The following is a 25,408-nucleotide window of genomic DNA, read 5'->3' as shown; positions in this document are numbered from 1 at the left end:
AGGGCACATGTCGGCAACGAACGCGACGGAAACGTTTCGGGCCGCCCGGGACTTTCTGCTGCAGCACCGCGAGGACTACGCGGCGGCCTACGAGGGCTTCCGCTGGCCCCGGGCCGACCATTTCAACTGGGCGCTGGACTGGTTCGACGTCATCGCCGAGAACAACGACCGCACCGCCCTGCACATCGTGGAGGAGGACGGCCGGCGCACCGAGGCGTCCTTCGCCCGGATGTCCGCCCGCTCCAACCAGGCGGCGAATTGGCTGCGTGCCCAGGGGGTACGCGCCGGGGACCGGATCCTCGTCATGCTCGGCAACCAGATCGAGCTGTGGGAGACGGCCCTCGCCGCGATGAAGCTGCGCGCCGTCGTCATCCCCGCCACGCCGCTCCTCGGCCCCGTCGATCTGCGCGACCGGGTGGACCGCGGCCGGGTCCGGCATGTGATCGTGCGGGACGCGGACGCCGCCAAGTTCGACGAGGTGCCCGGTGACTACACCCGGCTCGCCGTCGGCGACGAGGTCGAGGGCTGGCATTCGTACACCGGCGCCGACGAGCAGCCGGAGAGCTTCGAGGCGGACCGCGAGACCGACGCCGACGAACCGCTGATGCTGTACTTCACATCCGGTACGACCGCCAGCCCCAAGCTGGTCGAGCACACCCATGTCTCGTACCCGGTGGGCCACCTGTCGACGATGTACTGGATCGGCCTCAGGCCCGGAGACGTCCACCTCAACATCTCCTCGCCGGGCTGGGCCAAGCACGCCTGGTCGAACCTCTTCGCGCCATGGAGCGCCGAGGCGACCGTCTTCATCTTCAACTACACCCGGTTCGACGCGGGCCGGCTGATGGCCGAGATGGACCGCTCGGGCGTCACCAGCTTCTGCGCCCCGCCCACCGTCTGGCGGATGCTGATCCAGGCCGACCTCTCCCAGCTGAGGACCCCGCCACGCGAGGTCGTCGCGGCGGGCGAGCCGCTGAACCCCGAGGTCATCGAGACGGTCCGGCGCGCGTGGGGCGTCACCATCCGGGACGGCTTCGGCCAGACCGAGACCGCCGTCCAGGTCGCCAACACCCCCGGCCAGCTGCTGAAGTCCGGTTCCATGGGGCGGCCGAGTCCAGGCTTCAAGGTCGAGCTCCTGGACCCGGTCACCGGCCGGCCCGGGGCAACTGAGGGCGAGATCTCCCTCGATCTGTCGGACCGTCCGGTCGGCCTGATGACCGGATACCACGGCGACCCGGACCGTACCGCCGAGGCGATGGCGGGCGGCTACTACCGCACCGGCGACATCGGCTCCCGCGACGAGGACGGCTACATCACCTATGTCGGCCGCGCCGACGACGTCTTCAAGGCATCCGACTACAAGATCTCGCCGTTCGAACTGGAGAGCGCCCTGCTGGAGCACGAGGCGGTCGCCGAGGCTGCGGTCGTGCCCGCGCCCGACCCGGTCCGGCTCGCGGTCCCGAAGGCGTACGTCGTGCTCGCGGAGGGCTGGGAGCCCGGCCCGGACACCGCGAAGGTGCTGTTCGCGCACTCGAGGGCGGTGCTGGCCCCGTACAAGCGGATCCGCCGGCTGGAATTCTCCGAACTGCCGAAGACCGTGTCCGGCAAGATCCGCCGGATCGAGCTGCGCGAGCGTACGGCCGAGGGCGTCGGCACCGAATACGACGAGGGGGACCTGCGATGAGCGGACGGACCGGCCTTTCCTACGCGCACGGCACCGGCACCACGGCCCTGCTCGGCGACACCATCGGGCGCAATCTCGACCGGGCGATCGAGGCGTACCCGGAGCGCGAGGCGCTTGTCGACGTCGCCTCGGGGCGACGCTGGACGTACGCGGAATTCGGCGCCGCCGTCGACGAGCTGGCGCGCGCCCTGATGGGCTCCGGAGTGGCGAAGGGCGACCGCGTCGGCATCTGGGCGATCAACTGCCCCGAGTGGGTGCTCGTCCAGTACGCCACCGCCCGCATCGGCGCCGTCATGGTCAACATCAACCCGGCCTACCGGGCGCACGAGCTGGAGTATGTGCTCGGCCAGGCCGGGATCTCCCTCCTGATCTCCTCGCTCGCCCACCGCACCAGCGACTACCGCGCCCTCGTCGGCCAGGTCCGGGCCAATTGCCCCGCCCTGCGGGCCGTGCACTACATCGGCGATCCGTCCTGGGACGAGCTGACGGCAGCGGCCGCAGCCGTCACCGCCGGACAACTGGCGGCCAGAGAGGCCGAGCTGTCCTGCGACGACCCGATCAACATCCAGTACACCTCGGGCACGACGGGCTTCCCCAAGGGCGCCACCCTCTCGCACCACAACATCCTCAACAACGGCTATTTCGTGGGGGAGATGGTCGCCTACACGGAACAGGACCGGGTCTGTCTGCCCGTTCCCTTCTACCACTGCTTCGGCATGGTGATGGGCAACCTCGGCATCACCTCGCACGGCGCCTGCATCGTGATCCCGGCTCCCGCCTTCGAGCCCGCCGCCGTCCTCGCGGCGGTCCAGACGGAGCGCTGCACCTCGCTCTACGGCGTCCCCACCATGTTCATCGCGGAGCTGAACCATCCGGACTTCGCCTCGTACGACCTCTCCTCGCTGCGCACCGGGATCATGGCCGGATCACCCTGCCCGGTCGAGGTGATGAAGCGGGTCGTCGCCGAGATGCACATGGACGAGGTGTCCATCTGCTACGGCATGACGGAGACCTCCCCGGTGTCCACCCAGACCCGCCGCGACGACGACCTGGAGCGCCGCACCGGCACGGTCGGCCGGGTGATGCCGCACATCGAGGTGAAGGTCGTCGACCCGGCGACGGGCGTGACCCTGGAGCGCGGCGCGGCGGGCGAGCTCTGCACCCGTGGCTACAGCGTGATGCTCGGCTACTGGGAGCAGCCCGAGCGGACCGCGGAAGTGATCGACGCGGGGCGCTGGATGCACACCGGTGACCTCGCGGTGATGCGCGAGGACGGCTACGTACAGATCGTCGGCCGGATCAAGGACATGATCATCCGCGGAGGCGAGAACGTGTACCCGCGGGAGATCGAGGAGTTCCTCTACGGCCATCCGAAGATTGCCGACGTGCAGGTGGTGGGCGTACCGGACGAGACGTACGGCGAGGAGATCCTGGCCTGCGTCATCCCCCGGGACCCGGCGCAGCCGCCCACCCTGGATGAGGTGACGGAGTACTGCCGCGAGCAGCTGGCGCACTACAAGATCCCGCGACGGCTGCAGATCCTCGAGACCTTCCCGATGACGGTCAGCGGGAAGGTCCGGAAGATCGAACTGCGGGAGAACTACGGGTAGTTACGGGTACCGGTCGGTGGGAAGTGGTGCCCGCGGGCGCTGTCAGGCGGCTTCGATGATGTCGTCGGCGGCGCCCCGCGTCGCGGCGGCCCACTCGATGAGCAGTATCTCGTACGCCGCGGACTCCACGGAGGACCAGTCCTGCCCGGCTCGCGCGTCCACGAGCGCACGTATTGCCTCGTTCGCCTCGACGGCGGACGGGTGCGTGGGCTGTGCGGCGTGCGGCGGGGCGGAAGGTGGTGAGAGCCGTGGAATTAAGACCATGCGCCCCACTCTAAGGCCGGCCGCTGACAGAGGCCGAACATTTGTGGCCCCTGGACCGAACGTGACCGATTGCACTCGCTGTTGTCGGCCGGTTCCGCTGTGGTGCCGGACCTCGTGAGGCAGTGCTGGAAGGGGTGAACGCACTGTCACAGTTCGCGTCGCATGCAGACCCTCGGCCAGCGGTCCAGGCCGTGTTCCGCCTCCTCCGCCCTGATCTTCCGTAGTCCGTCGGTGAGTTCGGCCTCCGTGAGTGTGCGGAAGCCGAGGCGCGTGTAGTACGGAGCGTTCCACGGGACGTGCGAGAACGTCGTCAGGGTGAGGGCGCCCAGCCGCCGGTCGCCCGCCCAGTCGGCGAGGTGGTCGATGAGCGCGCTGCCCACACCGCGCCGGGCGGCGGACGGATGGACCGAGACCTGCTCGACATGGGCGGCGCCGTCGACCGGATCGGCGATCAGATAGGCGACGGGGCGGTCGTCGGGATCCGCGGCCACCCAGGCGCGGTCGGCCCCGCGGTACTCGTCCAGCAGATCGAGGGGCGGCGGGTCGTCGTCCGCGACGGCGGACATGCCGAGGGTGCGGAACGGTTCGCCGGCGGCGCGCTCGATGTCCTGGAGCAGTGGGAGATCGGAGCGGCGGGCGGGACGGATGCGCATGCCGCCAGTATGGCGTCGGCGGCCGGTGCGGGGACCCCCGTATTGCCGACCCGCGGTTCGGGACCGGCTGGGCGACGGTCCGCCGGCCGGGCGCGGCCCACGCCGCGCCCGGGTTCCGCCGTGGGTGGGCCGGACCCGAGCCGCGCAGGGCTCCCTCGCGGTGGTCAATCAGGGCAAACGCCCCCAGGAGTGATGCTGCTGGTATTGAGGGGGCGTGCGGAGGCGCTTGTCGATTCCCGCGCGACCCCAATGTCATCTGTGACGCATGCGACCGATTGGCTACCTTCTGTAGCAAGTTGATCGCGCACAGCGACATTGGGGTCGGTGTGCGCGACAGCGGGATCGGAGAGATGAACGTGAAATCCTGCAAGCGGTGGGCTGTGGGCCTGGGAGCCGTCGCGGTCAGTACCGGGCTGATGTCGGGCTCATTCAGTCCGGCCGTCGCCAGCGACTCCGCGGGAGCGGCCCCACGGTCCGTCGTCGCCAAGCAGTTGACCCTGAGACTGGCCGGCAATCCGGGCCAGGTCGCCAATGTATGGGGAGCGGGCCAAGGCAACGGTGTCCCGGTCATCCAGTACCCGTGGGCCGGGACGGCCAACGAACGCTGGGAAGCGAATGCGGTCGCGGGTGCCTACTACCGGTTCAAGTCCGTCAGCAGCGGCAAATGTCTCAACGTCAACGGAGGCGGTACCGCCAACGGCACCCAGGTCATCCAGTACACCTGCGGCGGCAACGCCGACAACGCACTGTGGAGGCTCGTCCCCAAGGGCATCGGCTACCAGATCGTCGTCAAGTCCAGCAACAAGTGCCTCAACGTCGCGGGCGGAGTAGGCGCCGGACGCCCCCTTGTCCAGTACGACTGCACCGCCCAGGGTGCGACCAACGACGTCTGGCTGCCCGTCTGGGAACCCCACACCCTCTGAGCCTTCACGGGAGTCCGTCAGCCACGCGCTGACACCTTGTGGCTGGGACCCTCCTTGGGGGGACTCAGCCACGTTCTCGCGGACAACGGACAGCGTGAAACTCCTTCCATGGGGAGGGCGGTTTGAGCATCCCTGTCGGCCGAGCACCTGGCTGACCTGCCCAGCTTCACGGCGTGAGGAGTACCGCTGCCCCGGCTTGCCGTGCCTATCGTGGAATGACACACGAGGGGCGGCGTCGAGACGGGACGGACGTGACCGAACCGAAGGTGGACTATGCGGCAGTGTTCCAGGCCCTGCCCGGTGCGGTCGCGCTCCTGACCCCGCAGCTGGTCTACGCGGACGCCAACGAGGAGTTCCTGCGTGTGGTGGGCCGCACCCGCGGGCAAGTTGTCGGCCGCTACCTGCGCGACGATTTTGCCGAAAGCCCGAACAGTCCCGGTGCGACCGTGGTGCGCAACGTCGAGGCGTCACTGCGTCGGGTGATGGAAACCGGTGAGCGCGACACCATGGAGCTGCAGCGCTACGACGACATGGCGGGTCCCGGCCGGTCCGGGGTGCGGGACGAGCGCTACTGGACCATGATCAACATTCCCGTCCTCGGTTCGGACGGACGGGTGGCGCTGCTGCTGCACCGGGTGGAGGAGGTCACCGAACTCATCCACGCCCGCGTAGTCGCGCTGAGCCTCCAGGAGGCGATGCTGCCCGCGCTCGGCCCGGTCGGTCGCCACCCGTCGGCCGTACGCTACCGGCCCGCCATCGACGCGCTGGACGTGTGCGGTGACTGGTACGACCTGGTCGACCTGCCCGGCGACCGCACCGCGGTCGCCGTCGGCGACGTCGTCGGCCACGGCCTGTCTGCGGCCCAAGTCATGGGACAACTGCGCAGCGCGCTCAGCGCCACCTCCCGCGTCACCGACGGCCCCGCCCGTGCCCTGGAAGCCCTCGGTCTGTACGCCCGCTCGGTCGACGGGGCCGAGAACACCACCGTGGCCAACACGTTCATCGACTGGAGCACCCACACCATCACCTACAGCAGCGCCGGCCACCCCCCGCCGGCCCTCCTGCGGAGGGACGGAACCGTCGAGTTCCTGGACCAGGCCACCGACCCCCCGCTCGGCGCCCGCCCTGAACACGGCCCTCGGGTGCAGGCCACCGTGGCCTTCACCGAGGGGTCCGTCCTCCTGCTGTACACCGACGGCCTGGTCGAACGCCGCGGCGAGGACATCGACACCGGCCTCGCGCGGCTCGCCGACTCCCTGGCCCGCCACTGGGCGGCCGACCCCGAAACCCTTGCGGACGCCCTGCTGGCCGACCTGCTCCCGCTCGGCGGCGTCACCGACGACACCGCCCTGGTCGTCGTGCATCTCTGACCCGGTCCGCCGTGTCCGCAGGAGCGCGCTCCATCGGCTTGCCTGCGCTGTCCCAGGCGGTCCAGGCGGTCCAGTCGGTCCAGTCGGTCCAGTCGGTGGAGCGTGGCCTGCGCGGCGCTCACTTCCGCCGTATCGGCCGCCGGGACAGCCCTTGGGCACTGTCCTGGCGGTCTTCGTGGGCCCGGAACGCCTGGTACGGCACCTTGCCGTGTGGTCGGAAGTCGCCCGAGTACGTCCGGCACGACGACGATCCTCCGCCTTGCGACGCACCGCGTCAGACGCCGCGGGCCGATCCACGAAGATCGCGGGGGCAGGACCTAGTGACCCGTGGAGAGCAGCTCGTCGGCCGGGCCATTGACCGGCTGCGGGGTCCCGGTGAGGTCCATCACGAAGAGCGGGATGCAGAGACCGTCCGCCCGCTCCCTGGCGTCCTGCGCATAGCCCGCCAGTGAGAAGAAGACGCTGGTCACCGAGGCGTTCAAGCCGTTCAGCCAGAGACATTCGACATCGCGCAGGGTGGTCGGCCGGGTGGTCGAGTCGACCTGGGCGATCAGCCCGGCGGCGCGCAGATCGATCCGGGAGGCGGGGCGTTCCGCCGGCTGTACGACGTTGCGGTAGCCCAGCCACCGCAGGTACATCGCGGCGGCGGTGACCGCGTCGCGGCCGGTGCGGATCGTCATCGGCCGGAACGCCGGGCGGGGCGCCGCCGCCGTCCGCGGCAGGGGGATGTGGGTGGGCAGGGTCCCGGCGTCCGGGCCGGGCGCGGACTCCGTGGCCGGGCGGACCGGGATCCGCAGCACGGTCCCGCACGGACAGCACAGCTCCGGCTGCGGCCACTGGTCGTGGCGTCCGCAGGTGCGGCAGCGCACGGTGACCCAGTCCTCGTTCCAGGTGCGGTGGGTGATCGGTTCGACCGCTCCGCCGCGCAGCACGGGCGGGGCGATGGGAGTCCCGCACGGGCACGGGTAGACCGGTGTGAGGTAGGCGTGATCGCGGCCGCAGGCCGGGCAGCTTACCGGCACGGACTCCACTGTGGTCTCCCTCCGGCGCCCCCGGCGCCGCCCCGGGGCCTCCGCGCCCCGTGTCCCCTGTGCTCCGTCCCCATGGTCCACCAAGAGTGAGGCGCGGGGGAGCGACTTGGGGGATTCACCGGTCTTGACGGCCACTCGGCCGCAGCTTAGATTGCTTCCGTATAGCAGAAACAAACTTTCGTAATGCGGAATAGGTGCTCTCAGGTGGCGCGACAGAGCCCGACTCCACCCGTCCGAGCAGGAGTACTCCATGCCTCGAATGACCGCTGCCCGAGCGGCAGTTGAGATCCTCAAGCTGGAAGGCGTCACCAACGCGTTCGGCGTGCCGGGCGCAGCGATCAACCCGTTCTACGCGGCGCTCAAGGCCGGCGGTGGCATCGACCACACGCTCGCCCGCCATGTCGAGGGCGCGTCCCACATGGCCGAGGGCTACACCCGGAGCAGGGCAGGGAACATCGGCGTCTGCATCGGTACGTCGGGGCCCGCCGGGACCGACATGATCACCGGGCTCTACTCGGCGATCGCCGACTCCGTTCCGATCCTCTGCATCACCGGCCAGGCACCGGTGGCCAAGCTTCACAAGGAGGACTTCCAGGCCGTCGACATCGCCTCGATCGCCAAGCCGGTGACCAAGGCCGCGACGACCGTCCTGGAGGCCGCGCAGGTGCCCGGCGTCTTTCAGCAGGCCTTCCATCTGATGCGGTCGGGCCGCCCCGGCCCGGTCCTCATCGATCTGCCGATCGACGTCCAGCTGACGGAGATCGAATTCGACCCGGAGACGTACCAGCCGCTGCCCGTCTACAAGCCGGCCGCGTCCCGCGCCCAGATCGAGAAGGCGATCGGGCTCCTGCTCGCATCCGAGCGCCCGGTGATCGTCGCCGGTGGCGGCATCATCAACGCCGACGCCTGCGAACTCCTCGTCGAGTTCGCCGAGCTGACGGGCACCCCGGTCATCCCGACCCTGATGGGCTGGGGCATCCTCGCCGACGACCACGAGCTGAACGCCGGCATGGTCGGCCTGCAGACCTCGCACCGCTACGGCAACGCGAACTTCCTGGAGTCGGACTTCGTCCTGGGCATCGGCAACCGCTGGGCCAACCGGCACACCGGGGACCTGGCCGTCTACACCAAGGGCCGCACGTTCGTCCACGTCGACATCGAGCCCACCCAGCTCGGCAGGATCTTCGCGCCGGACCTGGGTATCGCCTCCGACGCCAAGGCCGCGCTGGAGCTCTTCGTCGAAGTGGCGAAGGAGCTCAAGGCGGCCGGCCGGCTGCCGGACCGCAGCGCCTGGGGCGCTTCCACCCAGGAGCGCAAGGCCCGGCTGCAGCGCCGTACCCACTTCGACAACGTGCCGCTGAAGCCGCAGCGCGTGTACGAGGAGATGAACCGCGCCTTCGGACCGGAGACGCGCTACGTCACCACGATCGGCCTCTCCCAGATCGCCGGCGCGCAGATGCTGCACGTCTACAGGCCGCGCCACTGGATCAACTGCGGCCAGGCCGGTCCGCTCGGCTGGACCATTCCGGCCGCGCTGGGCGTCGCCACCGCCGACCCCGAGGGTCAGGTGGTCGCGCTCTCCGGCGACTACGACTTCCAGTTCATGCTGGAGGAGCTGGCGGTCGGCGCACAGCACAACATCCCGTACGTCCATGTCCTGGTGAACAACTCCTATCTGGGGCTGATCCGCCAGGCGCAGCGCAACCTGGACATCAACTTCCAGGTCAACCTGGAGTTCGAGAACATCAACTCCCCGGAGCTGGGCGCCTACGGCGTCGACCACGTCAAGGTCGTCGAGGGCCTGGGCTGCAAGGCGATCCGGGTCACCGAGCCGGACCAGCTGCTGCCCGCGTTCGAGGAGGCCAAGAAGCTGGCCGCCGAGTTCCGCGTCCCGGTGGTCGTCGAGGCGATCCTGGAGCGCGTCACCAACATCTCGATGGGCGCCGCGGGTATCGACGCCATCAACGAGTGGGAGGACATCGCCACCGAGCCGGGTCACGCCCCGACCTCGATCCGCCCGTTCGTCGCGAGCTGACGACCCTCTCTTCTCTTCTGTCGCCTGTGTGGGGGCGGACCACCGGAACCCGGTGGTCCGCCCCCACACGTGTGTCCGGGCCCCGTGAAAGCGCCAACTCCCCCTACCCGTAGTACTTCAGGGCTACCCGGAAGGTGCCCTCCCCGGGTGGACGCCGACCACAAGGCCGGCTCCCTAACTTCTGTACCGGAAGCACTACCGACCATCTCGACGGACATCCGGTACGGAAGGACCATCTCTTATGGCGCCCAGCCCGCCCAGGAGCCATCCGCGCAGGAACCTTCCGCGCGCTGTCCGGACGCTGCTCGCCGCCCTCGTCATCGCCGCGGTCGCCGTGCCCATGGCGGGTGCGGCCTGCCCCTCGGCCGTCCCGGCGCCGGCCCCGGCCGCCCTTGCTCCGCTGCGTGCTGCGACCCCCGCCGCCCTTGCCGACCGGTACGCCGTCAACCGCGGCTCCGTCCTCGCGGCCGAGCGGATGGCCAGCCGCCACGGCGACGGTAAGCGGGCCGCAGCCCTGCGCGGTCTCGCCGACCCGGCGCGCCACTTCTTCTCCTTCGACGGCCGCGACGGCGGCCGCAGCGTCGAGGTGTTCGGCGACCTCTCCGGCGCCCGCCGGATCGCCGTGCTGGTCCCGGGGGCGGGCATCAGCCTCGACCGGTACTGGCGGCTGCGGGCCGCCGCCGTCGACCTGCGCCGGGAGACGGGCGAGGGGACGGCGGTCATCGCCTGGCTTGGCTACGAAACGCCGGACACGGTGAGCCGGGCGTCGGTGACCACAGGCCGGGCCAAGGGTGCCGCGACGGAACTGCGCACATTCCTGGCCGAGTTGCAGCGAGCCGAGCCAACCGCCCGGACGTCGCTGCTGTGCCACTCCTACGGATCCGTCGTCTGTGCCGAGGCAGCCCCAGGGATGGCGGTCTCGGACATCGTCCTGTACGGCAGCCCCGGCACCGGCGTCGAAAACGTCGCAGCACTCCACACCCCGGCCACCGTCTGGGCAGGCCGGGGCGGCGACGACTGGATCGCCGAGGTGCCGCACGTACAGCTCCGACTGCCGTTCGTCACCCTTGGGTTCGGAACGGACCCGGTCTCCCCGGAGTTCGGTGCCCGGCACTTCGCGGCGGGCGACGGCGGCCACAGCGACTACCTGAAGCCCGGCTCCCTATCGCTGGAGAACATCGCCCGGATCGTCTCCGGCCGGACCCCTGCCGAGGAGGGCCGTCATGCGTGAACTCGTCCGGCGGATCGACGCCGCCACCCCGCCCGACCGCGACCGCGCCGTCGACGCACTGCGCGCCCTCGCCATTCTGGGCGTGGTGCTCGGCCACTGGCTGGTGACCGCCCTGATCGCCGACACCGGCACCGTGCGCGCCGCGAGCCCCCTGCAACACATGCCCCAACTGACCCCGGTTTCCTGGCTGTTCCAGACGCTGTCGGTGTTCTTCCTGGTGGGTGGTCAGGTCGGGGCGAAGAGTTACGCCTCCGCCCGCACTCGCGGCACCACGTACGGGCAGTGGCTCGGCGCCCGTACGGGCCGGCTGTTCAGGCCGGTCGCCGCCGTGCTGGTGGTGTGGACCGTGATTGCGGGCGCGCTGCTCGCCTCCGGGGTGGGCACGGAGACCGTGCACGCGCTGCTCAAACTGGTGCTGTCACCGCTCTGGTTCCTGCTGGTCTTCGCAGCGCTGACAGCGGCGACCCCGCTGGTCGCGAAGCTTCATCCGCTGTGGCCGCTCGCCGTCGTGCTGCATGTCGACCTGATCCGGTTCGGGCTGGGTGGTCCCGCCCGGCTCGGCTGGATCAATGTGGCGGCCGGCTGGCTGGTCCCGTACTGCCTGGGTGCGAGCTGGGCCCGCGGCGGCCTGCGGAGCCGGTCGACCGGATGGGCCCTGCTGCTCGTCGGCGCCGCCGCCACCGCCGGACTCGTCCTGTGGGCCGGCTACCCGGCGTCCATGGTCGGGGTGCCCGGCTCCAGGATCTCCAACCTCGACCCGCCCACGCTCGCGGTTGTCACCTTCGGCCTCGCCCAGTGCGGCGCGGCCCGGCTGCTGATCGGCCCGCTGCGGCGAGTCCTTCGACGCCCCGCGGCCTGGGCGGCGGTGGCGCTGGTCAACCTCTTCGCGATGACCGTCTTCCTCTGGCACCAGACCGCGATGATGGCGGTCACTGCCGTCGGCCTGCTTGCAGGTGAGTCGCTGCCCGGTCTGCACACCGTGCCCGGGGACTACGGCTGGGTGTTCGCACGGCTGGCCTGGCTGCCGGTGTTCGCCGTGGCGCTGCTGGTGTGCTGGGCGGCGTTCCGTAAGTACGAGGAAGGGCGGCCGCGGAAAGGCGGCCGTATCGTCCGCGAGGGGCGTCCTGCCCGGAAGTCGGTGGTGCGCCGTGCCTAGTCTGGACCGGATGAGGGGGTCGGTGGTGGGGGACGGACAGCGGTTGAGGACCGCGCTGCGGAGGGCGCCGCGCGCCCTGTTCGAGGATCTGACGGCGCCCGCCGATCCGCTGCCCGCCATGGGACATCCCGGATGGCCGGTCTGGCGGCCGGTGTTCGGGATGGTGCTGGTCTTCTGTGCCGTGGCCCTCGCCGTGGTGCAGGTGAAGGAACTGGCACCGGTCGACGGCGGCGCCATCCCCGGGTACGCGGTGCTGTTCGGCATCGGCCAGGCGGCGGCGCTGATCGTCGGCATGTTCCGCCCGGTGTCCGCCTGGTGGGCGTCGACGGTCCTCATGGTCGTCACCTCGCGGATCACGGAGCCCGGGTTGAGCCCGGACGCATTCTTCCCCTGGACCGTTTCAGGGCTCTTGCTCCAGTGCGGGGTGCTGTTCCTGCTGGCACTGCGGGTCCGGCCCCGCCGGGCGGCCGGGGCGCTGGTGATCAGCCTCCTCGCGGCACTGGCCTGCACTGTCGCCACCACCCGGGCACACCACTACGTCCTCGACCGCGGCACTCCGGTCCTGATCGCCGCCGTGGTGATCGGCGCCTCGCTGCGCGGCCTGCGGGTGGCCCGCACCCAGCTGGTCGTCCAGGAGGAACTCACCGCCGGGGAGCGGGCCCGGCGCACCCTGCTGGAGGAGCGCAACCGGATCGCCCGCGAGCTGCACGACGTGGTCGCCCACCACATGTCGGTGATCTCCATCCAGGCGCAGGTCGCCCCTCACCTGGTCGACAACCCGTCCGACGAGCTCAGGGAGAACCTCGCGGGCATCCGGCAGAACGCCGTCGAGGCGCTCACCGAGCTGCGGCATGTGCTCGGCGTACTGCGCTCCGAGGACGCTCTCTCGATGGGGGCGAGACACGCCCCGCAGCCCACTCTCGACCGCCTGGACGAACTGCTGGCCAATGTGCGCGGCGCCGGGCTCGTGGTCACCACCGCCACCATCGGCACGCCGCGCCCGCTGCCGCCGAGTGTCGAACTGTCGGCGTTCCGGATCGTCCAGGAGGCGCTCAGCAACGCGATGCGGCACGCGCCCGGTGCCCAGGTGCGGGTGGAGACGGCCTACGGGGCGGCCGGGCTCACCGTCCGGATCACCAACACCGCGCCGGGCGGACCCGCGGCGCCATCGCGGGGCATGGGGCACGGACTGCTCGGAATGCGCGAACGCGCCGCGATGCTGGGCGGCGAACTCGTCACTGGACGGACCCCGGACGGCGGCTACGAAGTCACGGCTATCCTGCCGGTGAGCGCCCCTGACCCGGCCGCCTTACCTGCTGAGGACACACTGTGACGACCATCCGCGTACTGATCGCCGACGACCAGGTGATGGTCCGCCAGGGATTTACGGTGCTGCTCGACGCAGAACCCGGCATCGAGGTCGTCGGTCAGGCGGTGGACGGCCTCGACGCCGTCTCCAAGGTCGCAGAACTCGTCCCGGATGTCGTCCTGATGGATGTCCGGATGCCCGTGCTCGGCGGCATCGAGGCGACCCGCCGCATCACGTCACCCCACGACGCCCGGATCAAGGTGCTCATCCTGACCACCTTCGATCTCGACGAGTACGTGTACGAGGCGCTGCGCGCGGGTGCGTCCGGCTTTCTGCTCAAGGACGCTTCGGTAGAGGAACTGGTCCACGCAGTACGGGTGGTGGCAGCAGGTGACGCGCTGCTCGCCCCGAACATCACCAAGCGGCTGATCGCCGAGTTCTCCCGGATGACGGCGGAGCCTCGGGCCCCGCTCATGGACCGAGTCGGTGATCTGACGGAGCGTGAGACCGAGGTGCTTTCCCTGATCGCGCAGGGCCTGTCGAACGCGGAGATCGCCACGCGCCTGGTGGTGGCGGAGCAGACGGCGAAGACCCATGTGAGCCGGATCCTGGCCAAGTTGGGGCTGCGCGACCGGACCCAGGCGGCGGTCTTCGCGTACGAGACGGGCCTGGTCCGCCCGGCCGGCTACTGACGCGCACGCAAGGGCGGGGAGCGGGGGACCGTCCGTACTCCCCGCCCTTGCATGAGGGTGGTGACCGCCCGACGGCGAGAGGCCGGCGTGACCGTTTCGTTCGCGCCGCCGGGCGGAGTCCTGGGTGCAGGTTGTGCCGGGACCGCGGCGACGGGCGATGGGCGGCCGGGTCCCCTCTCTGTCAGGTCGAGAGCGGCCGTCGGTTGCCTTCACCACCGCACTGGCTCGCACGCCGCCGCAGTCCTCAGTCACGTCCGTCCCGCCGGGCACCCCTCAGGGCCGGCCGGACGGACAGCACAAAGGAAATGACCTCACGTCATATCCTCTGCGCGGTCCCGGTGTTCTAGTCCTCGCGCAGGGCGCGGACCGCTTCCTCGACGCGCTTGCCGTACTCGGCGTCCGCGGCGTGGAAGTGAGCGAGGTTCTTCTCGATCACGTCGTCGCGGGTGACCTGGGAGAGGCCTCCGGCGATGTTGGCCACCAGGCGGCCCTTCTCGTCCTCGGACATCAGCCGGTAGAGCTCGCCCGCCTGGAAGAAGTCGTCGTCCTTGGTGTGGGCGGGCGCCGCGTGGGTGCCGGTCCAGCCGTGGACGGCGAGCGGGGCGGAGGGCGCCGCGTCGGTCTGGGCGGGGCCCGCGTACGAGTTGGGCTCGTAGTTCTTGTCGTGCCGCGCACCGTTGCGGGTGGCGTGCAGGCCGTCGCGACCGTAGTTGTCGACGACGGCGGTCCGCGGCGCGTTCACCGGGAGCTGGGTGTGGTTGACGCCGAGCCGGTAGCGGTGCGCGTCGGCGTAGGCGAACAGACGGCCCTGCAGCATCTTGTCCGGGGACGGGCCGATGCCGGGCACGAAGTTGTTCGGGGAGAAGGCGGCCTGCTCGACCTCGGCGAAGACATTGTCCGGGTTGCGGTCCAGGACCAGTCGGCCCACCCGCTGCAGCGGGTAGTCGCTGTGCGGCCACACCTTGGTGAGGTCGAACGGGTTGAAGCGGTAGTCCGCGGCCTCGGCGGCCGGCATGACCTGCACGTACAGGGTCCAGGACGGGTTCACGCCCCGCTCGATGGCCTGCAGCAGGTCCGTCTGGTGCGAGTTGCCGTCCCTGCCCGCGAGTTCGGCGGCCTGCTCGCTGGAGAGGGAGCGCACACCCTGGTTCGTCTTGAAGTGGTACTTGACGAAGAAGGCCTCGCCCTCGGTGTTCGTCCACTGGTAGGTGTGCGAGCCGTAGCCGTTCATGTGACGGTACGAGGCCGGGATGCCGCGGTCGCCCATCAGCCAGGTCACCTGGTGGGTCGCCTCCGGGGCGTGTGCCCAGAAGTCCCAGACATTCTCCGGCTCCTGACGGCCCGTGAACGGGTCGCGCTTCTGCGAGTGGATGAAGTCGGGGAACTTGATCGGGTCCTTGATGAAGAACACCGGGGTGTTGTTGCCGACCAGGTCGTAATTGCCTTCGTCCGTGTAGAACTTGAGGGCGAAGCCGCGTGGATCGCGTACGGCGTCGGCGCCGCCGAGCGAGTCGGCGACCGTCGAGAACCGGATGAACGTCTCGGTGCGCTTGCCGACGGCGGAGAGGAAGTCGGCACGGGTGAAGCCGGTGACGTCGTCGGTGACCTCGAAGTAGCCGTACGCGCCGGAGCCGCGGGCGTGGACCACGCGCTCCGGAATGCGCTCCCGATTGAAGCGCGCGAGCTTCTCCAGCAGGTGCTGGTCCTGGAGGAGGATCGGGCCACCGACGCCGGCGGTGGCGGAGTTCTGGTTGTCGGCGACCGGGGCGCCTGACTCGGTCGTAAGCACACGCTGCGTCATGGTGTCGGGGGGCGACCTTCCGTACGGGAGCTGCTGAACTGCGACGCCCTGGGGGCTCCAGGAGCGTAAGTACGCTCCGAACCGAACGTCAACAGTTTGTTGAAATTGAGAGTGGGGTGTTCCGGATGGTGCCGACGCCTGGGCGCGACAGGACAGGTGTCGGCGCCGACACCATCCGGAAGTCTGGGGGCAGGCCGGTCAGGCCTGGACGGGCTGACCCGAGAGGCGCTCGACCGCGCGCAGCAGCGCCGAGTGGTCCAGGCCGCCGTCGCCCTGCGCGCGCAGTGAGGCGACGAGTTGCGCGACCACGGCGCCGACGGGCAGCGCGGCCCCGACATTGCGGGCGGCGTCGGTGACGATGCCCATGTCCTTGTGGTGCAGATCGATCCGGAAGCCCGGCGCGAAGTCCCGCTTGAGGAAGTTGTCCTTCTTGCGGGTCAGCACGGTCGAGCCGGCCAGCCCGCCGTTCAGCACGTCGAGCGCGGCGGAGAGGTCCACCCCGGACTTCTCCAGGAAGACGACGGCCTCGGCACAGGCCTGGATGTTGACCGCGACGATCAGCTGGTTGGCGGCCTTCACCGTCTGGCCGGAGCCGTGCGGGCCGCAGAGCACGATGGTCCTGCCGAGTGCCTGGAGGATCGGCTGCGCGGCGTCGAAATCGGCCTGCTCGCCGCCGACCATGATCGACAGAACCGCTTCGATCGCACCGGCCTCGCCGCCCGACACCGGGGCGTCCAGCACGCGGATGCCCCGGTCCTTCGCGTTCTTCGCGAGGTCCACGGAGGTCTGCGGGGTGATCGAGGACATGTCGACCAGCAGGGCCCCGGGCCTCGCGTTCTCCAGGATGCCGTCGGGGCCGTACGCAATGGCCTCGACCTGCGGGGAGGCCGGCACCATCGTGATCACGACATCGGCGTCCCTGACCGCCTCGGCGATCGAGCCCGCGCCGTTCCCGCCGGCGGCGACCAGCCGGTCGATCTTGTCCTGCTCCAGGGTGTAACCGGTGACGTCGTAACCGGCCTTGATCAGGTTCTCGGACATGGGGGAGCCCATGATGCCGAGTCCGATCCACGCAACCTTGGGGAGGTTGTTGCTCATGAGGGTGCCTTCCTGAAAACGTGTGTACGAGGGGGGTCCGACGCCCTCAGCGGGCCGCGCGCGCCTCGGCGGGAAGCCAGGCGAAGGACTCGGAACTCGGTCGGTCGCCCGGCTTGTACTCCAGGCCGACCCAGCCGTCGTAACCGGCCTTCGTCAGCTCGTCGAGGAGTTGCTCGAGCGGCAGTGAGCCGGTGCCGGGCGCGCCGCGCCCCGGGTTGTCCGCGATCTGGACGTGGCCGGTCTTCCCGGCGTACGCGGCGATCACCTGGCTGAGGTCCTCGCCGTTCATCGACAGGTGGTACAGGTCCAGCAGGAACCTGGCGTTGCCGAGGCCCGTCGCGGAGTTGACCTTGTCGACGACTTCGATCCCGGCCGGTGCGCTCACTAGCGGGTAGCGCGGCGACTCCGGCTTGTTCAGGGTCTCGATGAGCAGGACCGCCCCGATCCGGTCGGCCGCGCGGGCGGCCAGGACCAGGTTCTCCAGGGCGAGTTCGTCCTGCACCGCCGGGTCCACGCCGTCGACGCGGTTGCCGTAGAGCGCGTTCAGCGCCTTGCAGCCGACCGAGGCGGCGAAGCCGGCCGCCACGTCGATATTGGCGCGGAACCGGTCCGACTCCGCGCCGGGTACGGAGAGCGCACCGCGGTCGGGGCCGGGCAGCTGTCCGGCGTAGAAGTTCAGCCCCACCAGCTGCGTGCCCGCGTCGTCGAGCGCCTTCTTGAGAGCGTCGAGTTCGGTCTGCGGCGGGGCGGGGGTCTCGATCCAGGGCCACCACAGCTCGACCGCCGTGAAGCCCGCGGCGGCGGCCGCCGCGGGGCGCTCCAGGAGCGGGAGTTCCGTGAAGAGGATCGAAAGGTTCACATCGAAGCGCTGGTCCGGGTGTCCCATGAGGTCAGGCGCTCCTTCCGTATTGCGGAAGTTAGTTTCTGCTTAACGGAAGATTGCATGGCTGATGGGAGAGCTGTCAAGAGGGGGTCCGCACACCGGGCCGCCGGGAGCGGCGCGCGCGGCCCCGTGCATGGTGGTTGCGGAGGATGCAACCGAAATTGCGCCACTTGCGGCTTCGGTCGGGGCGGGAGAGTGTGGCTGACATGTCCGACGCAGCCGACCCCGAGGTGCCGCGCATGACGACCCGCACCAGCCGACGCACGCTTCTCGGAGCGCTCCTGGCGGGCGCCGCAGTCTCCTTCTCGCCCGCCCCGCCCGCGCCGTCCGGACCGACGGCCGGGCCGGACGCACCGGCCGCCCGCGACCGAAGGACCGGGACGCTCTTCCTGGGGACGTACACCTCGACCGCCGGAGGGGGTACGGGGATCGGGGTCGCCGGGTACGCCCCGGCGACCGGTGCGATCACCGGACGAACGACGATCACCGGCGTCGACAACCCCTCGTACCTCGCCCTGCACCCCTCGGGCGCCACGCTGTACACCGTCGACGAGCAGGAGCAAGGCGGCGTGACGGCCGTGGCGCTCGCCCCGGACGGAACGTTCCGGGTGCTCGGCACCCGCTCCACCGGCGGCGCCGGCCCCTGCCATCTCTCGGTCCACCCGAGTGGCCGGTGGCTGCTGAGCGCCAACTACACCTCGGGCAGCGTCGCCGTGCACCCGATCGCAGCCGACGGTTCGCTGGGGGAGCGCACCGACCTGGTCGTCCATACGGCCCCGGCCCCCGGCCCCGGCCAGGACGGGCCGCACGCCCACCAGATCGTCACCGCCCCCGACGGCGGCCATGTCCTCGCCGTCGACCTGGGCAACGACACCGTCTACACGTACCGGCTCGACACGCGCCGGGGCACGCTCCGCCGGCTCTCCTATGCCGCGCTGCGACCTGGCGCCGGCCCGCGCCACCTCACCTTCCACCCGAGCGGCCGCTTCGCCTACCTCGCCTGCGAGGTCGACAACACCGTCGTCGTCTGCGGTTACGACCCCGCCACCGGCGCCGTGACCCCGGGGGCCGGGCAGTCCACCGGAACCGGCCCCGGCACCAGCTATCCCGCCCAGCTCCTGGTCACCGGCGACGGCCGCTTCGCCTACCTCGCCAACCGCGGCCACAACAGCCTGACCCGCTACGCCGTCGAGGCGGGCGGGGCCGCGCTGCGGCTGATCGACACGGTGCCGGTGGGCGGTGACTTCCCCCGGCAGATCGCCTTCTCGCCGGACGGGGCGCTGCTCCTCGCCGCCAATCAGCGGTCCGGCACGGTGACGGTCTTCGACGTCGACCGGGCGGACGGCGGCCTGCGCCGCACCGGAACCCCGTTCGCCGCCCCGATGGCCGCCTGTGTGCTGCCGCTCCCGCCGCCGGGCCCGGCGGAGGTCCGTTAGGGTCGGGGCCGAGCCGCGGGCCCCTGGGCGCACGGCGAGCACACGAGGGAGGCACAGTGCGCTTGAGAGTGGAGTTCACCACCGAGCCGTTCGATCTCGACGAGGCACCCGCACACGCGGTGGTGGCCCGCGAGGTCATCCAGTCGGCCGAACTGGACGCCGTGGACGTCGGCCCCTTCGGCAATACGGCGGAGGGCGGCGCGGACGCGGTGCTCACCGCGGTGGACTCCCTGCTGCGCAAGGCCCTGGAGTCGGGTGCCACCCGGATATCGCTCCAGGTCAACGTCGTCGGGGAGGACTCGAAGTGACCGAACCTGCGGACCACCCCCTCGTCACCGCGGTCAAGCCGCTCGTCGACGCCATGGGCGCCGAGCTGATCGGGCCGGAGCAGGCGCGGGCCGACGACGTGGTGCTGGCCTGGGAGGGTGAGGACGTCATAGCCGTACGCCTGCCGCAGCTGTCGGACTCGCTCGACCACATCCTGGCCGCCATGGAGCGACAGCACGGGATGCCACTCGCCGACCTGGACCGGAAGACGAAACAGGCGGTCGTGCGGACCCTGGAGGCACGCGGTGCCTTCTCCGTACGGCACGGGGTGGAGACGGTGGCCGGGGCCCTGGGTGTCAGCCGCTTCACCGTCTACAACTATCTCAACCGGGAAAACGCCGCCAAAGGTGAGTAGTTGAATGAAGAGGTGCACAAGCACCATGGAAGGCCGTTGTCCGGATCGCCCGGCGACGGCCTTTTCTGTTCGGGTAATTTCAACAAAGTGTTGACGTGGTGTTGCGGAAGGCGTTAGCTATCCGCAGCCCGACCGACGCACAGCGAAGAACAGCCACGGAGGCTCCCGTGACTTCGAGTTCCACACCGGGCCTCGCCCGGTTCAACATCCTGGCGGACGACGAGGCCATCACCGCGTTGCACGAGGTGTGTGCCAGCGGGGCATGGGGAAGAGCGATCCTCTCCCGGCGCCCGTACGCCACCGCAGAAGCCCTTCTCTCCGCCAGTGACGCCGCCACGGCCGAGCTGACCGAGGACGAGCTCGCCGACGCGATGGCCGGACACCCCCCGATCGGCCGCCCGAAGCCCGGGGACCCCACCTCCTCACGCGAACAGCGGGGGATGGCCGGCGCCACCGAGGAGCTCAAGGCCGAGATGTTCGAACTGAACCTCGCCTACCAGGAGCGGTTCGGACACGTCTTCCTGATCTGCGCCACCGGCGCCACCGGTGAGCAGATGCGTGACGCGGTGAAGTCCCGGATCGGGAACTCGCCCGACCAGGAGCGCGAGATCGTGCGCACCGAGCTGGGCAAGATCAACCGCATCCGGCTGACCCGTCTCGTAACAGAAGGAGAGTGACGGTCTTGCGCACCGACACCACCGCATCGGTGTCCACACACATCCTGGACACCAGCATCGGCCGCCCCGCCGAGGCCGTCCCCGTCTCGCTCGCCGTCCGCAGCGGCAGCGACGCGCAGTGGGTGACGCTCGGCGGCTCCGCGACCGATGCGGACGGGCGATGCAAGGACCTGCCGGCGCTGCCGGAGGGCACCGCCCACGTACGGCTCGACTTCGACACCGAGACGTACTTCTCCAATGAGCACAGTTCCAAGAAGCAAGCCGAGGCGCAGCAGGACGCCCCCCGCGTAAGGGACAGCGGCGCGTTCTTCCCGGAGGTGGCGATCACCTTCGCCGTCGTACCGGGCGAGCACTATCACGTACCGCTGCTGCTCAACCCGTTCGGCTACTCCGTTTACCGAGGGAGCTAGCACCGACATGCCCACGATTCTCGGCCAGAACCAGTACGGCAAAGCAGAGAACCGCGTCGTCAGGATCACGCGGGACGGCGACACCCACCACATCAAGGACCTGAACGTCTCGGTCGCTCTCTCCGGCGACATGGACGACGTCCACTACTCCGGCTCCAACGCCAACGTCCTGCCGACCGACACCACCAAGAACACGGTGTACGCGTTCGCCAAGGAGCACGGCATCGAGTCCGCCGAGCAGTTCGGCATCCACCTCGCCCGTCACTTCGTGACGTCGCAGGAGCCGATCAGGACGGCGCGGATCCGGATCGAGGAGTACGCCTGGGAGCGCATCGCCACCTCCGACGGCAACTCGCAGTTCATCGGCGCCGACGAGGTCAAGCACTCCTTCGTCCGCAAGGGCCAGGAGACGCGCACCACGCAGATCACCTTCGACGGCGAGAAGTGGCAGGTCATCTCGGGCCTCAAGGACCTCGTGGTGATGAACTCCACCAGCTCCGAGTTCTGGGGCTACGTCAAGGACAAGTACACGACGCTCAAGGAGGCGTACGACCGCATCCTCGCGACCGAGGTGTCCGCCAAGTGGCGGTACAACTGGACCAGCGACGACGCGCGCATGCCGAACTGGGAGAAGTCCTACGAGCAGACGCGCAAGCACATGCTCCAGGCCTTCGCCGAGACGTACTCCCTCTCGCTGCAGCAGACCCTCTACCAGATGGGTTCGCGCATCATCAACAGCCGCAGCGAGGTGGACGAGATCCGCTTCTCGCTCCCGAACAAGCACCACTTCCTGGTGGACCTGGAACCGTTCGGCCTCAAGAACGACAACGAGGTCTACTTCGCCGCGGACCGCCCGTACGGCCTGATCGAGGCCACCGTGCTGCGCGACGGCACAGAGCCGCAGATCCCGGTCGACATGACCAACCTCTGACGCGGCACCGAGCCGGTCCCCGTCCGCCGACGGACGGGGACCGGCCGGACCGGAGGGAACCCCCCATGGCACTGCACGCAACGGGGCCGGCAGCAGAAGGCCCGTGCACCGCACCACCGGAGAGCTCCGCCCATCCGGCCGGCCCGCTGACCGCCGGACCCGCCACCGTCCTGCTGACGCCCGCCGGGCCCGGCCTCCACGCCGGATCCCCGTCCTCGGCGCGGACCGTGCCGCGCTCCGGGATCGGTACGGGAGCGCTCGTCGCCGTCCCGCTCAACCTGTTCCTCCATCATCTCGGCACCCACGGCCGCACGGCTGTGGCACTCAAATCCTCCTAGGGTCCTGCCGTGCCCACGTCCCTGCAGCGAGAAGAAGGAAGCGCCATGGCAGCCCCTGATCGTGTGGAACGCATCGTCATCGAGAACTGTTCGATCGCGACCGTCGACGCCGACGACACCGAGTACGCCTCGGGCCATGTGGTCGTCGCGGGCAACCGCATCGAGCACGTCGGCGCCGGCCGGGCCCCCGAGGGCCTGGAGAATGTCGTACGACGCATCGACGGCGCCGGGCACCTCGTCACTCCCGGCCTGATCAACACCCACCACCACTTCTACCAGTGGATCACCAGGGGCCTGGCGACCGACCACAACCTCTTCGACTGGCTGGTCGCGCTCTATCCGACATGGGCGCGCATCGACGAGCCGATGGTCCGCGCGGCCGCGCAGGGCTCGCTCGCGATGATGGTCCGCGGCGGCGTCACCACCGCCATGGACCACCACTACGTCTACCCGCAGGGCTCCGGCGACCTGTCCGGCGCCGTCATCGGGGCGGCCCGCGACATGGGCGTACGGTTCACCCTCGCCCGCGGCTCCATGGACCGCAGCCAGAAGGACGGCGGACTGCCGCCGGACTTCGCCGTCGAGACGCTCGACGGTGCGCTCGCCGCCACCGAGGCGACCATCGACGCGCACCACGACGGATCATTCGACTCCATGACCCAGATCGCCGTCGCGCCCTGCTCGCCCTTCTCCATCTCCACCGAACTGCTGCGTCAGGGCGCCGAGCTGGCCCGCCGCCGCGGCGTCCGGATGCACACCCACGGCTCGGAGACCGTGGAGGAGGAGAAGTTCTGCCACGAGCTGTTCGGCATGGGCCCGACCGACTACTTCGAGTCGACGGGCTGGCTCGGCAACGACGTGTGGATGGCGCACTGCGTCCATATGAACGACTCCGACATCGCCGCGTTCGCCCGTACCGGAACGGGCGTCGCGCACTGCCCGTCCTCCAATGCCCGCCTCGCCGCAGGCATCGCCAGGGTCCCCGACATGCTCGCCGCGGGTGTCCCGGTGGGCCTCGGCGTCGACGGCACCGCATCCAACGAGTCCGGTGAGCTCCACACCGAACTGCGCAACGCCCTCCTCATCAACCGCCTCGGCGCTCACCGCGAACGGGCCCTGAATGCCCGTCAGGCGCTGCGCCTGGGCACGTACGGGGGCGCCCAGGTACTCGGCCGCGCCGACCAGATCGGCTCCCTGGAGGTCGGCAAGCTCGCCGACCTGGTGCTCTGGAAGCTGGACACGCTCGCCCACTCCTCCATCGCCGACCCGGTCACCGCGCTCGTGTTCGGCGCGGCGGCCCCCGTCACTCTCTCCCTCGTCGACGGGAAGACGGTCGTCGAGAGCAACCACCTCACCACCGTGGACGAGGACGCCATCGCGCGCTCCACCCGCGACGAGGCCCGCCGCCTCGCGCAGATCGCCGCCGGAGCCTGACGCTCCGGGGCGCCCCCGAGAACGGCCGGCCGAAGGGGGACGGCCCTTGGCCGGCCGCCGTGGGCCCGAGCGGGGTCCACGGCAGCCGGTCCGGCGGGCACGTACGCAGACGTACGCGCCCGCCGGACCGGTGACCGAAGCTGCCGCATCAGCTGCACGACCTGCCCCACCTGCACCAACGCACCACCTCCCAGACACCCGCGTCGCTTTGACGTGTAACCGACCGGAGGAACCGCCGTGGCAGCACAGCCCAGGTTTCGCAACGACGCAGTCGCAGGACCCGACCAGGAGCCGATACGGGACGACCCGCAGGTCGCCGACGGCAACCATCCGGTCGACGAGACTCTCCCCCCACTGAAGATGTTCACCAGCGGACTGCAGCACGTGGCCGCGATGTACGCGGGCGTGGTGGCCCCGCCCATGATCGTGGGACCCGCCGTGGGCCTCACCCCCAAGGAGACCGCCTTCCTGATGGGGGCGAGCCTCTTCACCGCCGGCATCGCCACCCTGCTCCAGACCCTCGGCTTCTGGCGCATCGGCGCCCGGCTGCCGTTCGTCAACGGCGTCTCGTTCGCCGGTGTGACACCGATGATCGCGATCGGCAAGGACCGCGGACACGACGGCATCGCCGTCATCTTCGGCGCGATCATCGTGGCCGGCCTGCTCGGCTTCGTCCTCGCCCCCTACTTCTGCAAACTGGTCCGCTTCTTCCCGCCCGTCGTCACCGGCACCGTCATCACCCTGATCGGCGTCTCCCTGTTGCCGGTCGCCTTCAACTGGTCCCAGGGCGGCAACGCCACGGCCGACGGATACGGGTCGACGACCAATATCGCCATGGCGGCCCTCACCCTGGTGATCGTCCTCGCGCTGCGCAAACTGCTGCGCGGCTTCCTCCAGCAGATCGCGATCCTGCTCGGACTGGTCGCCGGCACCCTGATCGCGATCCCGGTCGGCATCACCGACTTCGGCGCGATCAAGGACGCCGACCTGATCGGCTTCCCGACCCCGTTCCACTTCGGGGCGCCGCAGTTCGAGATCGCCGCCATCGTCTCCATGTGCATCGTGATGCTGGTCTGCATGACCGAGTCCACCGCGGACATGCTGGCACTCGGCAAGATCGTCGGCCGTCCGGCGGACGAGCGGACCATCGAGGGCGGTCTGCGCGCCGACACCCTGGGCAGCGCCATCAGCCCGCTCTTCAACGGCTTCATGTGCAGCGCCTTCGCGCAGAACATCGGCCTCGTGGCGATGACCAAGGTACGCAGCCGGTTCGTCGTCGCCACAGGCGGTGGCATCCTCATCGTGCTCGGCCTGGTACCGGTCGGCGCGTCCGTCATCGCGCTCGTGCCGCTGCCGGTGCTCGGTGGTGCGGGCATCGTGCTCTTCGGCTCGGTCGCCGCGAGCGGCATCCAGACGCTGGCCGGCGCGGCTTTGGAGAAGGGCGAGAACGCGCTGATCGTCGCGGCCGCCGTCGGTATCGGCCTGATCCCGATCGCCGCGCCGGATTTCTACCACGCGTTCCCCAAGGATCTCCTCGTCGTGCTGGACTCGGGGATCTCCACCGGGTGCGTCGTGGCGATCGTCCTCAATCTGGTCTTCAACCACCTGGGCAGGAAACCCGAGGAGGCGAACGAGGAGGAGCGCTCCGTCCCGGCAGCGGCTCCGGTGGGCGCGCACTGAGCGTGTCCGGCACGGCGCTGTGGCACGCACGGCGGGAGCCGTACGCGCCACAGACGTGTTCCGGGCAGGTCCGGGCGGGA

Annotated in this window: 23 protein-coding genes and 1 pseudogene; 18 read left to right on the top strand and 6 right to left on the bottom strand. The window is 70.1% G+C overall.

Annotated features, from left to right (window positions below; genetic code table 11):
- Nucleotides 1-7: 7 nt before the first annotated feature.
- Together ACWCP8_RS12000 and ACWCP8_RS11995 are read left to right on the top strand one after the other, a co-directional pair.
- On the top strand, nucleotides 8-1,684 hold the full coding sequence (locus tag ACWCP8_RS12000) for an AMP-binding protein (protein ID WP_352264993.1): 1,677 nt from the start codon (nucleotides 8-10) through the stop codon (nucleotides 1,682-1,684).
- The gene (locus tag ACWCP8_RS11995; protein WP_352264995.1) at nucleotides 1,681-3,294 is read left to right on the top strand and encodes an AMP-binding protein; all 1,614 of its coding nucleotides are present in this window, start codon (nucleotides 1,681-1,683) and stop codon (nucleotides 3,292-3,294) included. The genes ACWCP8_RS12000 and ACWCP8_RS11995 overlap by 4 nt, the downstream gene beginning before the upstream one ends.
- A gap of 42 nt (nucleotides 3,295-3,336) precedes the next feature.
- Here the strand turns inward: ACWCP8_RS11995 and ACWCP8_RS11990 are convergent, their stop codons facing one another.
- Together ACWCP8_RS11990 and ACWCP8_RS11985 are read right to left on the bottom strand one after the other, a co-directional pair.
- On the bottom strand, nucleotides 3,337-3,558 hold the full coding sequence (locus ACWCP8_RS11990; RefSeq protein ID WP_352264997.1) for a hypothetical protein: 222 nt from the start codon (nucleotides 3,556-3,558) through the stop codon (nucleotides 3,337-3,339).
- Between the two features lie 146 nt (nucleotides 3,559-3,704).
- Nucleotides 3,705-4,211: a GNAT family N-acetyltransferase gene (locus tag ACWCP8_RS11985; RefSeq protein ID WP_451115695.1), complete on the bottom strand. Its 507-nt coding sequence runs from the start codon at nucleotides 4,209-4,211 to the stop codon at nucleotides 3,705-3,707.
- 350 nt (nucleotides 4,212-4,561) lie between these two features.
- On the opposite strand from ACWCP8_RS11985, the gene ACWCP8_RS11980 reads away from it, so the two are divergent.
- Nucleotides 4,562-5,134 carry an RICIN domain-containing protein gene (locus ACWCP8_RS11980; protein ID WP_451115693.1) on the top strand — a complete coding sequence of 191 codons (573 nt, stop codon included), beginning with the start codon at nucleotides 4,562-4,564 and terminating at the stop codon, nucleotides 5,132-5,134.
- A gap of 251 nt (nucleotides 5,135-5,385) precedes the next feature.
- Complete coding sequence (locus tag ACWCP8_RS11975; protein WP_451115691.1) at nucleotides 5,386-6,504, top strand: PP2C family protein-serine/threonine phosphatase; 1,119 nt, start codon at nucleotides 5,386-5,388, stop codon at nucleotides 6,502-6,504.
- Nucleotides 6,505-6,821: 317 nt separating this feature from the next.
- Here the strand turns inward: ACWCP8_RS11975 and ACWCP8_RS11970 are convergent, their stop codons facing one another.
- The gene (locus tag ACWCP8_RS11970; protein ID WP_352265002.1) at nucleotides 6,822-7,535 is read right to left on the bottom strand and encodes a hypothetical protein; all 714 of its coding nucleotides are present in this window, start codon (nucleotides 7,533-7,535) and stop codon (nucleotides 6,822-6,824) included.
- Between the two features lie 250 nt (nucleotides 7,536-7,785).
- Between ACWCP8_RS11970 and gcl the strand changes: the two genes are divergently transcribed.
- The 5 genes from gcl to ACWCP8_RS11945 all read left to right on the top strand — a co-directional run bounded on the left by gcl (nucleotide 7,786) and on the right by ACWCP8_RS11945 (nucleotide 13,958).
- Entirely contained in the window at nucleotides 7,786-9,570 is a 1,785-nt protein-coding gene (gene gcl, locus ACWCP8_RS11965; RefSeq protein WP_451115689.1) for a glyoxylate carboligase, read from the top strand.
- Between the two features lie 241 nt (nucleotides 9,571-9,811).
- Complete coding sequence (locus ACWCP8_RS11960; RefSeq protein WP_451115687.1) at nucleotides 9,812-10,801, top strand: alpha/beta hydrolase; 990 nt, start codon at nucleotides 9,812-9,814, stop codon at nucleotides 10,799-10,801.
- Nucleotides 10,794-11,957, top strand: a complete 1,164-nt coding sequence (locus ACWCP8_RS11955) for an acyltransferase family protein (protein WP_451115685.1) — start codon at nucleotides 10,794-10,796, stop codon at nucleotides 11,955-11,957. The genes ACWCP8_RS11960 and ACWCP8_RS11955 overlap by 8 nt, the downstream gene beginning before the upstream one ends.
- Nucleotides 11,958-11,967: 10 nt before the next feature.
- Nucleotides 11,968-13,290 (top strand): sensor histidine kinase, encoded by a 1,323-nt coding sequence (locus ACWCP8_RS11950; protein ID WP_451115683.1) that lies wholly within the window; start codon nucleotides 11,968-11,970, stop codon nucleotides 13,288-13,290.
- Nucleotides 13,287-13,958, top strand: coding sequence for a response regulator (locus ACWCP8_RS11945; protein WP_451115681.1), 672 nt, complete (start codon nucleotides 13,287-13,289; stop codon nucleotides 13,956-13,958). The genes ACWCP8_RS11950 and ACWCP8_RS11945 overlap by 4 nt, the downstream gene beginning before the upstream one ends.
- Nucleotides 13,959-14,301: 343 nt before the next feature.
- On the opposite strand, the gene ACWCP8_RS11940 is transcribed toward ACWCP8_RS11945, so the two are convergent.
- From ACWCP8_RS11940 to ACWCP8_RS11930, 3 genes are all read right to left on the bottom strand, one after another.
- Complete coding sequence (locus ACWCP8_RS11940) at nucleotides 14,302-15,759, bottom strand: catalase (protein WP_451115679.1); 1,458 nt, start codon at nucleotides 15,757-15,759, stop codon at nucleotides 14,302-14,304.
- Between the two features lie 198 nt (nucleotides 15,760-15,957).
- The gene (locus ACWCP8_RS11935) at nucleotides 15,958-16,857 is read right to left on the bottom strand and encodes a 2-hydroxy-3-oxopropionate reductase (protein WP_382831946.1); all 900 of its coding nucleotides are present in this window, start codon (nucleotides 16,855-16,857) and stop codon (nucleotides 15,958-15,960) included.
- 46 nt (nucleotides 16,858-16,903) lie between these two features.
- Nucleotides 16,904-17,743: a TIM barrel protein gene (locus ACWCP8_RS11930; RefSeq protein ID WP_451115677.1), complete on the bottom strand. Its 840-nt coding sequence runs from the start codon at nucleotides 17,741-17,743 to the stop codon at nucleotides 16,904-16,906.
- 236 nt (nucleotides 17,744-17,979) lie between these two features.
- Between ACWCP8_RS11930 and ACWCP8_RS11925 the strand changes: the two genes are divergently transcribed.
- From ACWCP8_RS11925 to ACWCP8_RS11885, 9 genes and pseudogenes are all read left to right on the top strand, one after another.
- Nucleotides 17,980-19,176 carry a lactonase family protein gene (locus ACWCP8_RS11925; protein ID WP_451115758.1) on the top strand — a complete coding sequence of 399 codons (1,197 nt, stop codon included), beginning with the start codon at nucleotides 17,980-17,982 and terminating at the stop codon, nucleotides 19,174-19,176.
- 56 nt (nucleotides 19,177-19,232) lie between these two features.
- The gene (locus ACWCP8_RS11920) at nucleotides 19,233-19,484 is read left to right on the top strand and encodes a hypothetical protein (RefSeq protein WP_326606402.1); all 252 of its coding nucleotides are present in this window, start codon (nucleotides 19,233-19,235) and stop codon (nucleotides 19,482-19,484) included.
- Complete coding sequence (locus ACWCP8_RS11915; protein WP_451115675.1) at nucleotides 19,481-19,858, top strand: helix-turn-helix domain-containing protein; 378 nt, start codon at nucleotides 19,481-19,483, stop codon at nucleotides 19,856-19,858. The genes ACWCP8_RS11920 and ACWCP8_RS11915 overlap by 4 nt, the downstream gene beginning before the upstream one ends.
- A gap of 167 nt (nucleotides 19,859-20,025) precedes the next feature.
- Nucleotides 20,026-20,535 (top strand): 2-oxo-4-hydroxy-4-carboxy-5-ureidoimidazoline decarboxylase, encoded by a 510-nt coding sequence (uraD, locus tag ACWCP8_RS11910; protein WP_451115673.1) that lies wholly within the window; start codon nucleotides 20,026-20,028, stop codon nucleotides 20,533-20,535.
- A 5-nt stretch (nucleotides 20,536-20,540) separates the two neighbouring features.
- Nucleotides 20,541-20,945 carry a hydroxyisourate hydrolase gene (uraH, locus tag ACWCP8_RS11905; protein WP_352265019.1) on the top strand — a complete coding sequence of 135 codons (405 nt, stop codon included), beginning with the start codon at nucleotides 20,541-20,543 and terminating at the stop codon, nucleotides 20,943-20,945.
- A 7-nt stretch (nucleotides 20,946-20,952) separates the two neighbouring features.
- Entirely contained in the window at nucleotides 20,953-21,876 is a 924-nt protein-coding gene (gene pucL, locus ACWCP8_RS11900; protein WP_451115670.1) for a factor-independent urate hydroxylase, read from the top strand.
- A 182-nt stretch (nucleotides 21,877-22,058) separates the two neighbouring features.
- Nucleotides 22,059-22,214: pseudogene (locus ACWCP8_RS11895) on the top strand (purine permease); the annotation flags it as partial.
- A gap of 45 nt (nucleotides 22,215-22,259) precedes the next feature.
- Entirely contained in the window at nucleotides 22,260-23,648 is a 1,389-nt protein-coding gene (locus ACWCP8_RS11890) for an 8-oxoguanine deaminase (RefSeq protein ID WP_451115668.1), read from the top strand.
- Nucleotides 23,649-23,885: 237 nt separating this feature from the next.
- Nucleotides 23,886-25,328 (top strand): nucleobase:cation symporter-2 family protein, encoded by a 1,443-nt coding sequence (locus tag ACWCP8_RS11885; RefSeq protein WP_382831962.1) that lies wholly within the window; start codon nucleotides 23,886-23,888, stop codon nucleotides 25,326-25,328.
- The last annotated feature ends 80 nt before the right edge of the window (nucleotides 25,329-25,408 follow it).

It is taken from the genome of Streptomyces sp. NPDC002206 (assembly GCF_053593595.1).
The sequence above is the reverse complement of the archived record's forward strand: the minus strand, read 5'-3'. Positions and strand labels throughout refer to the sequence as shown.